Source organism: Oceanobacillus kimchii X50, assembly GCF_000340475.1.
Taxonomy (GTDB): Bacteria; Bacillota; Bacilli; order Bacillales; family Amphibacillaceae; genus Oceanobacillus; species Oceanobacillus kimchii.
In genome coordinates this window covers 3758274-3770871 of record NZ_CM001792.1, presented here as the reverse complement: position 1 = coordinate 3770871, position 12598 = coordinate 3758274, and the positions used below count along the sequence as shown (strand labels likewise).

The 12598-nt window shown below is 36.1% G+C and carries 10 protein-coding genes, 2 tRNA genes and 1 other annotated feature (1 of these 13 running past the window's edge); of the genes, 3 read left to right on the top strand and 9 right to left on the bottom strand.

All coding sequences use genetic code 11. From position 1 onward, the window contains the following. The first annotated feature begins 6 nt into the window (after positions 1-6). Positions 7-1296: a glycoside hydrolase family 18 protein gene (locus tag C794_RS19125; RefSeq protein ID WP_017798785.1), complete on the top strand. Its 1290-nt coding sequence runs from the start codon at positions 7-9 to the stop codon at positions 1294-1296. A 127-nt stretch (positions 1297-1423) separates the two neighbouring features. Here C794_RS19125 and C794_RS19120 read toward each other — a convergent pair whose 3' ends face one another. The 5 genes from C794_RS19120 to C794_RS19085 all read right to left on the bottom strand — a co-directional run bounded on the left by C794_RS19120 (position 1424) and on the right by C794_RS19085 (position 7748). Next, a complete protein-coding gene (locus C794_RS19120; RefSeq protein WP_017798784.1) occupies positions 1424-1942 on the bottom strand; it encodes a type 1 glutamine amidotransferase domain-containing protein in 519 nt (172 codons plus the stop codon). A 154-nt stretch (positions 1943-2096) separates the two neighbouring features. Further along, a complete protein-coding gene (gene acsA / locus C794_RS19115) occupies positions 2097-3812 on the bottom strand; it encodes an acetate--CoA ligase (protein ID WP_017798783.1) in 1716 nt (571 codons plus the stop codon). Between the two features lie 191 nt (positions 3813-4003). Further along, the gene (locus tag C794_RS19110; RefSeq protein ID WP_017798782.1) at positions 4004-5230 is read right to left on the bottom strand and encodes a dicarboxylate/amino acid:cation symporter; all 1227 of its coding nucleotides are present in this window, start codon (positions 5228-5230) and stop codon (positions 4004-4006) included. Between the two features lie 1143 nt (positions 5231-6373). Next, positions 6374-6446, bottom strand: a tRNA-Arg gene (locus C794_RS19095). 81 nt (positions 6447-6527) lie between these two features. Then, positions 6528-7748 carry a Bcr/CflA family efflux MFS transporter gene (locus C794_RS19085; protein WP_026133864.1) on the bottom strand — a complete coding sequence of 407 codons (1221 nt, stop codon included), beginning with the start codon at positions 7746-7748 and terminating at the stop codon, positions 6528-6530. Positions 7749-7930: 182 nt separating this feature from the next. On the opposite strand from C794_RS19085, the gene C794_RS19080 reads away from it, so the two are divergent. Both C794_RS19080 and C794_RS19075 read left to right on the top strand, forming a co-directional pair. Next, positions 7931-8581: a deoxynucleoside kinase gene (locus C794_RS19080; RefSeq protein WP_017798778.1), complete on the top strand. Its 651-nt coding sequence runs from the start codon at positions 7931-7933 to the stop codon at positions 8579-8581. 20 nt (positions 8582-8601) lie between these two features. Then, on the top strand, positions 8602-9288 hold the full coding sequence (locus C794_RS19075) for a deoxynucleoside kinase (protein ID WP_017798777.1): 687 nt from the start codon (positions 8602-8604) through the stop codon (positions 9286-9288). A 43-nt stretch (positions 9289-9331) separates the two neighbouring features. Here the strand turns inward: C794_RS19075 and C794_RS19070 are convergent, their stop codons facing one another. The 4 genes from C794_RS19070 to serS all read right to left on the bottom strand — a co-directional run bounded on the left by C794_RS19070 (position 9332) and on the right by serS (position 12462). Continuing rightward, the gene (locus tag C794_RS19070; protein WP_017798776.1) at positions 9332-9622 is read right to left on the bottom strand and encodes a TIGR04104 family putative zinc finger protein; all 291 of its coding nucleotides are present in this window, start codon (positions 9620-9622) and stop codon (positions 9332-9334) included. A 13-nt stretch (positions 9623-9635) separates the two neighbouring features. Next, positions 9636-10448, bottom strand: coding sequence for a pyrroline-5-carboxylate reductase (proC, locus tag C794_RS19065; protein WP_017798775.1), 813 nt, complete (start codon positions 10446-10448; stop codon positions 9636-9638). 494 nt (positions 10449-10942) lie between these two features. After that, positions 10943-11035 (bottom strand) — tRNA-Ser (locus C794_RS19060). A gap of 152 nt (positions 11036-11187) precedes the next feature. Then, positions 11188-12462 carry a serine--tRNA ligase gene (serS, locus tag C794_RS19055; protein WP_017798774.1) on the bottom strand — a complete coding sequence of 425 codons (1275 nt, stop codon included), beginning with the start codon at positions 12460-12462 and terminating at the stop codon, positions 11188-11190. A 92-nt stretch (positions 12463-12554) separates the two neighbouring features. Then, positions 12555-12598 (bottom strand) — a binding site (T-box leader) (it continues 182 nt past the right edge of the window).

The following is a 12598-nucleotide window of genomic DNA, read 5'->3' as shown; positions in this document are numbered from 1 at the left end:
GTTCCTTTGCAAATTCACGTTGTGCAACAAGGAGATAGTGTATATCAACTTGCTAATACATATGAATCCTCCGTCGCTGATATTATAGAAGCAAATGATTTAACTTCTCCTGATGCACTTGCTATTGGGCAAGCACTTGTTATTCCAATTGTTGGTCAATTTTATTTTGTTCAACCTGGTGATACGTTAACTTCTATTGCTAATCAATTTGGTTTTACAGTACAGGAAATTGCACGGATTAATGGATTATCTATAAATCAGACATTATCGTCTGGCATGCGGATTTATATACCACCGATTGAAAAACGCCCTATCACTTCTTATGCTTATGTAGAACCTTTCGGGGATACAGTATCTTCAACTCTAGAAACAGCAGCAGAAAATAGATCTCCTTATTTAACCTACCTTGCACTATTTAGTTATCAAGTAAACCGAGATGGAACATTGAAGGCTCCTCCGGCTGGTAATTTATTTCAAACGGCAAATGCAAATAATACAGCAATGGCCATGGTTATAACCAATTTAGAAGAGGGCGCGTTCAGTGATGAACTGGGGCATATTATCGTTACCGTAAGTGCCGTACAAAATACATTGTTAACAGAAATTATCAATACAGCACTTCAACAAGGATTTAGAGACGTGCATTTTGACCTTGAATTTCTGCCTGGAGATGATCGCGAAGCTTATAATCAATTTCTTCGGACTGCAAAAGAACGTTTATCGCAGGAAGGGTTACTTGTCTCCACTGCGCTTGCTCCTAAAACAAGTGGTACTCAGACTGGACAGTGGTATGAAGCACATGATTATGCGGCCCATGGAGAAATAGTAGATTTTGTTGTTCTTATGACATATGAATGGGGATACAGCTACGGGCCTCCAATGGCAGTTTCCCCATTAAATTCGGTCCGTGATGTAATTGAATATGCTGTTTCCGTTATCCCACCGGAAAAAATATTGATGGGGCAAAATCTATATGGATACGATTGGACGCTTCCTTTTGTAGAAGGTGGTGGTCCAGCTCAAGCAGTCAGTCCACAACAAGCAATACAAATTGCTATCGAAAATAATGCTGCTATTCAATTTGATCCTGTAGCCCAAGCACCTTTTTTCACATATACAGATAGTGCTGGAGCAAATCATGAAGTTTGGTTTGAGGATGCTCGTTCGATTCAAGGTAAATTCGATTTAATTCGTGAATTCAACTTGCTTGGGATTGCTTATTGGAAACTCGGCTTAGCCTTCCCACAAAACTGGTTGTTACTAAACGATCAATTCACCATCACCAAACTAGAATAAGAAAGAACAAAGCTTAGGCACCTGATTATAAATAAATATAAAGTCCAAATATTTGTGCTTACTTATGTCCAAAAAAAGCCTCAAGGATTTTTCATAATTCCTTGAGGCTTTCCTATACATTGATTATTTATCCTTCGAGAACTTTTAATGATTCTCGATTAAATGCAGGGATATCATCAGGTTGACGACTAGTTACCAATTGATTTTGGCAAACTACTACTTCTTCGTCTTTCACTTTTGCACCTGCATATTCCATGTCTACTTGAATAGATTTATAGCCAGTCGCCCCTCTTCCTTCTAACGATCTAGCAGTAATTAAGAGCTGTGGTCCATGGCAAATCGCCATTACTGGTTTTTTCTCGTCCATAAAATGCTTAGCAAAAGTTACGAACCGATCATCTCCACGAAGCATATCGGGAGAAAAACCACCAGGTATAAATAATGCATCAAAGTTTTCTGGATTCACATTATCAATACCTTCATCTATTGTTACGTTGGTATCATTTGATTTTCCTTTAACTGAATTTCCTTTTTCTTTTTCAATCGTAATCACTTCATGTCCTGCCTCTTTAAAGGATTGGACAGGGTCGGTGTATTCCACATCTTCAAACATATCCGTAATTACAGTTGCTATACGTTTTTTCATTATTTATCCACTCCTTTAATGACTTATATAATATTTTGTTCCCCAGTTACATTTTTGCTAAACATCATTAACTTTGAACAAAACCCTTTCTTAAGTCGTAAAAATGCACGACAAAGGCTGGGAGGTCATCCCAGCCACTTCTAATACCCTATTATTATTTTTCTAAAGTAGATGTATCTCCTGTAGGCAAACCAAGTTCCCAAGATTTTAGAAGTCTACGCATAATTTTCCCACTTCTCGTTTTTGGAATACTATCCTTCACCTCAATTTCTCGAGGAGCTGCATGTGCACTTAAGCCTGTTTTGACAAATTGACGAATATCCTCTAATAATTCTTCACTATCTTCATACCCTGCATTTAAAGTAATAAATGCCTTAATAATTTCACCGCGTTCAGGGTGCGGTTTTCCGATAACACCTGCTTCTGAAACCGCTGGATGTTCTATTAATTTACTTTCTACTTCAAATGGGCCGACTCTTTCGCCTGATGTATTAATGACATCATCCAGACGACCTTGGAACCAAAAATACCCATCTTCATCACGGTATGCACTATCACCCGACACATACCAGCCATTTACGAAATAGCTATCATACTTACCTTTATTATTCCACACTTCCCGCATCATCGATGGCCAGCCTTCCTTAATAGCAAGGTTCCCCATTTGGTTTGGTGGAATTTCATTTCCTTCATTATCAACGATTGAAGCTTCTACGCCAGGTATTGGTTTTCCCATGGATCCTGGTCTAATCTCAAGAGAAGGGATGTTCACAATTAATTGCGCACCTGTCTCTGTCATCCACCATGTATCATGAATTCGCAGATCAAAAGCTTTTAACCCCCATGTAATTACTTCTGGATTCAATGGCTCTCCAACACTAAGGATGTGCCGAACAGAAGATAGATCATATTTTTTCACTGTGTCTTCTCCATAACTTACCAACATTCGTAATGCAGTTGGTGCCGTATACCAGACCGATACTTTATAATCTTGTAATGTTTGATACCAATCATCTGGTGTAAACCGTCCACCGCGAATAACATTGGTTACTCCGTGAAGCCACGGGGCAAAGATTCCATAACTCGTACCAGTTACCCAACCTGGATCTGCGGTACACCAATAAATATCATCTTCTTTTAAATCAAGGACCCATTCTGCAGTAGCATAATGCTGAATCATGGCATTGTGCACATGAAGGATTCCTTTTGGTTTTCCTGTTGAACCAGATGTGTAATGCAATAACATTCCATCCTCTAAATCAACCCAGACAATATCAAATTCTTCAGATGCGTCTTTCATCTCTTCATCATAATGAATATATTTATCATCTGTTTCTGAATTATCACCTACAAGTACAATTTTTTCTAAATTCGGGAGCTTATCCTGTGGTACACGATATAATAATTCTGGCGTTGTAATTAACACTCGAGCCTCGCTGTCTTCCAACCGATCTCCTACTGCCTGTTCCATAAACGCTTCAAATAATGGACCGGCAATAGCTCCGATTTTTAGAATTCCAAAAAATGCTGCATAGAATTCTGGACTCCTCGGCATAAACAAAAAGACACGATCGCCTTTTTCAATGTTATATTTCTTTAGTACATTTGCAAATTGATTACTCTTTAGTCGAAGTTGTTCAAACGTTACTTTCTCTTCATGATTGGGAGCAGAGTATAATAAGGCTGCTTGATCTTTTTTGTTTGGATTAGCTGCATGCTTATCTACTGCTTCATAGGCCATATTCACCTTTCCTGTTTCATACCAAGAGAAATTTTTCTTGACTTCCTCCCATGAAAAATTCTTTCTAAAAGCTTCATAATCCTTTAAATTATGATTACCTTCACGTGCAGGTACTACTTGCATATCCATTTAATCACCTCACTATGATTTTGCAAACGATTACAATTCTAATTACACGAAATTATTAAAACATTTTGGTAACTGTTATCTATTTTAGAACATTTCGTGACTTTTTTAAAGTCCCTTGTCCGCATTTTGCAAAAAAACAGGAAGAAAGCCACTCTTATAGCGAATGGTTTTCTTCCTGCAAATTTGTTTTACTATTTCACGCTAGCTGCTTCTTTACGTTTTTCTCTTTCAGAAATTACATACGCTATTGTTGCATCACCAGTAATGTTTAATGATGTACGTAGCATATCTAAAATACGGTCAATACCAATAATTAATGCAATACCCTCTGCAGGTAAACCAATTTGATTTAATACCATTGCTAACATAATCATTCCTACACCTGGTACTCCTGCTGTTCCAACACTAGCTAATGTTGCAACTAACACTACCATTAGTAGTTCTGAAAATCCTAATGGTATACTATATACTTGCGAGATAAACACGGTCGCAACGGCCTGCATTATTGCAGTACCATCCATATTTATGGTTGCGCCTAGAGGCTGAACAAAACTACTAATTTCTTTCTTTACCCCGAGATTTTCCTGTGCTGTCTTCATGGAAAGTGGTAATGTTGCATTGGAACTTGATGTACTAAACGCAACAGACATTGCCGGGAAAAATCCTTTATAAAAGGTAAATGGATTCTGTTTTCCTAAGAACCAAATGACCAAACCATATACTAATAGACCATGAACAAATAATCCAAGTATAACCGTTAACATATAGCTTAGCATAGATCCTACTGCGTCTATCCCAGCACCACCTATGGCCGATGCGATCAAGGCAAAAGCTCCATAAGGGGCGAATTTCATTACTACCATAACTAACCAATTCAATATTTCATTTGCTTGTTCAAATAAATTATAAATCCCTTGAGTTTTATCTCCAAGGTAAGCTAAAGCAATACCAATAAATATTGCAAAAGCAATTATTTGTAACATTTCTCCTGATGACATTGCTGCAATTGGATTTTCTGGAATGATGTTTATTAATGTATCCATTATCGGAGGAGCTTCACTTGGCTCATAGTTCGCATTTTCGGTATCGAACATTCCTGCTTCTCCTGGTTGTATGATATAACCTAAACCTAATCCTATTGTAATTGCAAGTGCAGTAGTACATAAGAAAAACCCAACAGTAGTTACACCAATTTTACCTAGTTTAGCTGGTTCACCTAATCCAGCTGTTCCTAGAGTAATAGATACGAATACTAGCGGTACAACAAGCATCATAATTAAATTTAAGAATATTTGACCAATTGGATTTAGAAAATACTTATCTACTGGTCCAAAAAATGAATCAGGTGTAAATGTTAAAATTCCTCCAACAACAGCACCTGCAATGAGCGCAATTAATATCTTTTTAGTTAAACTCATGGTGTAATTCCATCCTTTCTATTCTGAAAATTCTTTCTTATATGTGTGATATCCTCTCTATACTTAGTAATTATGAATGGGCATTGGGATAATAAACGATATGATGTTAATTTGTGGAAGGAGTTTTTTGAATTGGTGTCTTAAGATAGGTGAATTAATAAAATACATCCTGTGCCCGGTGGGGATTATAATCCCCACTACACGCGGTTTACCAACCGGTAAACAATATTCTATCATAAAACAATAGATTTTGGACAGACTAATCTTTTCTTATGTTACTAAAACACCTCCTTCTTATCTTTCATTGAATTTCATTAAAAATTCCGATGAGACCCTTTAAAATTAAGATTTATATACTTATTCATTCATCTGTATAAGTATGAAAACAGTTACAAAAATTGGTAATTTGTATTTACTTACTAAACCTATGGTACCAATCATTGAAAGCTACATTAAATTCTCTCTATAATAAACTGAATTAATGAAAACATTATTTTTGCTTTAGTAAATTGATAGTTTGAGTTTCTTTATAAAAAGGAAAAAGAGTACATGAATCGCATTTCAAGGAGCGATATTATGAAATTGAACTCCACTGAAATAACACTGCTACTTAGAGACTTGTTTTACCTTAAAAATTTAAAATCGTCGTTAAATTATCTAACAAGAGAGCAAATTACGCAAATTAACGAACAGATTGATGAACTAAAAATAGCGCTGAAACATTTAAAGTAGCAATTGTTGCATGAAATGTGTAGCTTACATTTCGGCTTATAAATCCAATTTACAACTTTAAAAAGGTGGTTGTAGATTGGATTTTAAGCTTTTCCTCCTTAATCAACATGGAAAATTAAAATTAATTCCATCTTATTTAATATTTGATTATTCTGAAATATTATATTAGTAAACTCCTCTTTTTAGTATATAATTTATTCATTTTCTTTTACTTTTTTATATAATTCTTTAATAAGATCATTCGCCTCTGAAAGAGTTCAGATTATAAGAAACATTTGGCTTTGATTGTAATGGAAGACGACAACTCCTGCAGAAAGTGTCCGTCTGCAATAAGAATCAACATTCAGATCATACAAAATACTTGATTATGAATTTATTACTGGATTAAGAAAAGCTAGAACATAAAACCAACGCCCTCGGCAGGATTCGAACCTGCGACACACGGTTTAGGAAACCGATGCTCTATCCCCTGAGCTACGAGGGCAAAAAGGTAATAACAGAAGCTATTATACTAAATACTTTTCTATTTGAAAAGCTAACAAATCACTGAATATATAGCTTTTTTCTAACCTTTTTCTTGTTTCTTTTCATTTTGATCCTTTTTAACCAATGTATAGAAAGCAATGAAACCGATAAGAGATGTTGTAAACAATATCGTCCCCATTGGAACAGCAGATGCTTCATTAATACCAGCAAGAGGAGAAAATAATGCTCCAAGTAACATTGGAAGCATGCCTAATACGGCACTAGCACTTCCTGCACGATGCCCCTGTTTGGCCATTCCTAAAGTAAATGTGCTTGTGATCGTCATCCCCATAGTAATCATGTATATAAAGATTAAAATCACTAGTGACGCTAACGGACCTTTAATTATTGTCATTAGTAAAAGAAGGGAAGTCGCAGTTAATGCAATTGTAACTGCTGTTTGTAGCAGTTTTTTCTCTGAAATAATGTCACTAAAACGTCCAATGATAAAGCTTCCGGTAATAATAGCAAGTCCATTAATTCCAAATAAGACACTGAATACCTGTGGTGATACACCATAGATTTCTTGGTAAACAAATGGTGTACCGGATACATAAGCGAAACTTCCCCCATGCACAAATCCAACCACTAATGCATAGCCGATAAATGAACGATCCTTGAGTAAACTTCCCATTGTTTTCACAGAAGATCCAATCGAACTTGGAATACGTTTTTCAAGAGGCAAGGTTTCCTTTAATTTTATGGCAACGATTAGCACAATAAAAATTCCAATCATAGCGAGAAAATAAAAGATAGATTGCCAATTTGTTGACGGAATAGCTAATATCCCTCCACCAATCATTGGTGCAATCATTGGTGCAATTGCATTAATTACCATTAAAAGTGCAAAAAACTTCGTCAGTTGTTTTCCTGTAAACACATCACGTACAACAGCACGAGATAAGACTACTCCTGCAGATGCAGTTAAACCTTGCAAGAAACGCGCAATAATTAGCGTTGTAATATTGGGTGCAAAAGCACATAGAAGCGAAGATAATGCAAATAAGAAAGTCGAAATTAATAATGGTTTCTTCCTACCTTGAGCATCACTAATAGGTCCAACTACTAATTGACCAACTGCTAGCCCTATTAAGCATGCAGTCAAACTAAACTGGACAAGTGTAGCACTTACGCCGAAATCTGCAGAAATCCCCGGAAAGCTTGGCAAATACATATCAATATTAAGCGGGCCTAAAAAAGCCAGTAATCCTAATAATAATGCTAATCCAATCCGCGTTTTCCCAGTGGGATTATGTAATATAGAATTTGGTTTTTCTTGTTGTTCGCGTGAAATAAGCAATCACTCCTTAATGGAAGAATTTTAATCGTCCATTACCTTTCTGTCAAGAAATGAATACTATTTGTTGTTCTGTAGTAGATAATGTCGATTTATGGTAGAATAAGTAGCGTGTTTTATGTCTGTGGGAAATAGGAGGGGAACCAATGACAGATGTACCTTTTATCGCCATCGAAGGACCGATTGGTATTGGAAAAACATCCTTAGCAAAAAAACTATCGGACCACTTTGAATTTCATTTACTAAAAGAAATTGTAGAAGAAAATCCATTTCTAGGTAAATTTTACCAGAACATCAATGAATGGAGTTTCCAAACAGAAATGTTCTTTTTATGCAATCGATTCAAACAACTTGAAGATATTAATCGTGATTATTTACAACAAAAGCAATCAGTAATAGCTGATTACCATATAACGAAAAATATGATCTTTGCGAAACGTACGTTACAACAAGATAAATTAGAGAAATATGAAAAGATCTATCAAATATTAACAGAAGACATGCCAACACCAAATATACTTATTTATATTCATGCAGATTTAGATACGATTCTTAAACGAATTCGTATGCGTGGACGTGAAGTTGAGCAACAAATTGATCCAGAATACTTGCGACAGCTATCTGCTGATTACGAGGCATTTATGTTGGAATTTGAACGTACTCACCCTCATATTCCTGTATTGCGTATTGATGGAGACCAAATGGATTTTGTTCAATATCAAGATCATTTAAAAAAAATCATTGGTGATGTCAAAAGCCTTATTCACGAACATTGTGATGCATTACCGTCTAACTAACCAAAAAAGGGAGTAACAAAATGAATTTACGAGAAAAATATCAAATTCCTAATGACAGTATTATTACCATTGCAGGAACAGTTGGAGTTGGAAAATCAACCATGACCAATGCATTAGCAGAGGCATTACAATTTAAAACTTCTTTTGAAAAAGTGGATTCCAATCCCTATTTAAGTGATTTCTACAATGACTTTGAACGTTGGAGCTTTCACTTGCAAATCTATTTCTTAGCAGAACGCTTTAAAGAACAGAAAAAGATTTTTGAATACGGTGGTGGATTTATTCAAGACCGCTCTATTTACGAAGATACAGGGATTTTCGCTAAAATGCATTACGATAATGGAACCATGAATCCAACTGATTACGAGACGTACAAAAGTTTATTTGATGCAATGGTAATGACGCCGTATTTTCCTCATCCGGATTTACTCATTTATCTAGAAGGATCTTTTGATGAAGTTGTATCGCGTATAAAAAGTCGTGGACGTGATATGGAGAAAAACACTCCAATTGAGTATTGGGAAGAAATGTATCGCCGTTATAGTGACTGGATAGATAATTTCAATGCTTGTCCGGTATTACGCATTAATATCTCTGATTATGATTTAATGAAAGAAAATGATTCCCTAGCGTTAATTTTAGAAAAAATAGGGCGTTCCATTCAACTTTCTAGAAAATATAAAAAAGGTGAGATTATCACGAACTAGTAATAAAAACGTGTAGAAGATTCTATTTTCTACACGTTTTTTGTTATTTCTTTTCTTTCTTCTTTAATTGTGTCCGATACGGGAAAAGCGCGATGTGCACAATCACTAATATTATGGAAATAAGTATAATTAAACTTGTCGACAAATCTAATAATAAAGCAACAATTAAAACAATCGGTATTCCAAATAGCGTAATCCAACTATTTTTACTATTGGATTGGTAATAATTTTCTTCCCCACAATGTGAACATATCATACGAGGTTTAAAGATATTTTTAAACGTTTCACCATAGCTCCACTGTGCTTCACAATATTTACAAGATGGTGTATGCATGACGTTTCTCCCTTCATGACTTCGCAGCAAGTTCCATGGAACGTTCTCGTGCTCGCTGAACACAGGATTGTACGATGGCTGCAAAATCTTCACTCATTAGCTGCTTGACACCTGCTTCAGTTGTTCCGCCAGGACTTGTAATATTTTTTCGTAGGGTTTTTGGGTCCCCAGATAATTCTAACATTTTTCCTGCACCAATGACGGTTTGAGCTAATAGTTGGGAAGCTAATTCTGAATCTAATCCTGCTTCTGTAGCTGCTTGTTCCATCGCTTCCACCATATAATAAAAGAAAGCCGGTCCGCTACCAGCAATAGCTGTAACTGTATGCATATCTTCTTCTTCAATAATTGTAGTCATACCAACTGTTTGAAATAATTGTTCAGCGATCGCTAATTGTTCATTAGTAACATACGTCCCTTTAGCAATCGCTGTTGCTGAATGACCGATTAATGCAGAGGTATTAGGCATGGTACGAATAACTGGAATTTCTTTTTCTAAGATCGATTCCATTCTTTCCGTTGTAAGTCCTGCAATTACAGAAATCACCATTTGATTTGAACGAATATATTCTTTCATAAAAGATAATGATGTAGCAGCGTCTTTTGGTTTCATCGCCAAAATGATGATATCTGCTTGTGTGATTACTTCTTTTTTATTTGTATTTCCTTGAATGGCATAACCCTCTTCCATTCGTTTTAATCGGTTTTTGTCACTTTTATTGGTTACGAGTATATTTTCATTTGGGACAATCTTAGCTTTTGTAATTCCAGATATAATCGCTTCTGCAAGCGATCCTGCCCCCATAAATGCAATCTTTTGATTCATGTTAATATCCTCCTTAACAAGATATGTTCTTTTATCATAGAGTTGAGATAAGTATAAAATATATGTGGAGCATCGAATACACATAGATACATTAACTGACACATGTATTCGTTTACGAGCAGATAAATAAAAAAACTGATTACACATCCTTTGTCAAAGGACGGAATCAGTTATCCGCGGTACCACCTTTATTGGTATTTCATTACCCAGCTCCATTGATATCGCAGTTCACTGCGGTTAGCATTACACTAACATACTCCCGGGTAGGTTCACACAGGTAATTGTAGGAATCTTCCAGCCAATGGATTCCATTCTCTACACAATTTTTATACTGTATTACTCGTCCGTTCCACGTACTTGTTTACCTAGATTGATTTGTACTATAAGGCTTTCCCATCATTTTGTCAAGATACGCTTATAATACATCAATAAGAAAAACCCGCTGCCAAATGCAACGGGTTTTTTATCTCCAATATTTATGCGCTAATTTAAAATGGAGGAGGTAGAGGGATTCGAACCCCCGCGCGGTTTGACCCGCCTCTCGGTTTTCAAGACCGATCCCTTCAGCCGGACTTGGGTATACCTCCCTGAACACAAGAAATAATATAACATGCTTTTTCGAGCATTGTCAACAAATTATTAAAAAAAATTGATAAAACCTGTAAAAAATCCTAAATTAATCTATCTTCACCTGATCTATGAAGCTAACCAAAGATCAGGAAAGATAGATAATTTTAGTTTATCCAATAATTTCTTTTCCACCCATATAAGGACGTAAAACTTCAGGTACGACGACAGTGCCATCTTCTTGCTGATAATTTTCTAAGATTGCTGCTACTGTGCGTCCAATCGCTAAACCAGAACCATTCAACGTATGCACAAATTCCGGTTTTCCATTTACTTCACGTCGGAAACGAATACCTGCACGACGGGCTTGAAAATCCTCAAAATTAGAGCAAGAAGAAATTTCTCGGTATGTTTCCTGACTTGGAATCCATACTTCAATATCGTATTTCTTCGCTGCAGTAAATCCTAAATCTCCAGTGCACATGCTCATTACACGATAAGGAAGCTTTAGCAGTTGTAAGACTTTTTCCGCTTCCCCTGTTAATCTTTCTAATACTTCGTAAGAATCCTCTGGTTTTACGAAATTAACCAGTTCTACTTTATTAAACTGATGCTGGCGAATTAATCCGCGTGTATCTCTTCCCGCAGATCCTGCCTCAGAACGAAAGCTGGCACTAAACGCTACGTATTTTTTAGGGAGATCATCCATTCCAAGAATTTCTTCACGATGATAGTTAGTCACTGGTACTTCTGCTGTCGGAACCATAAAATAATCCCATTCTTCTAATTTAAACGCATCCTCTTCAAATTTAGGAAGCTGTCCTGTTCCAGTCATACTTGTTCGATTTACAATATACGGTGGAAGCATTTCTTGATAGCCATGCTCATCTGCATGTAAATCCATCATAAAGTTCCATAACGCTCGCTCTAATCTTGCTCCTAAGCCTTTATAAAAAACAAAACGACTTCCTGTTACTTTTCCAGCACGCTCAAAATCTAAAATGTCTAGATTTGTCGCAACATCCCAATGAGGTTGTGCTTCAAATGCAAAATTAGGCACCTCTCCCCATTTTCTTGCTTCAATATTATCTTCTTCATCTTCACCAACTGGAACGCTCTCATGAGGTAGATTTGGAATCGACAGCATAATTTGTTCTAGCTTTTCTTCAATATCCTTCAATTGTTTATCTAATGCAGCAATTTCTTGGCCAACTTCTCGCATCTCTTTAATTGCAGGTTCTGCATCTTTTTTCTCTCTTTTAAGTTCAGATATTTTCTTGGTAGCTTCGTTTCTTTTTGCCTTTAACTTCTCAGTTTCTGCAATTAATTGACGACGTTTCGTGTCTAATTCACCAAATTTATCTAAATCCGCTAAATCTTCTCCACGATGCTTTAAACGTCGCTGTACATCTTCAAAATTTTGTCGTAGATATTTCATATCTAACATGTTCCAATTCCTCCTTTTATATATCAAATCGGTATTGATAGTAATACAGGGAAAAATATAAATATCCAAATAAAAAACTCCCGTCCCTGTGAAAAAGGGACGAGAGTGTTATTTCCCGCGTTGCCACCCTGATTGA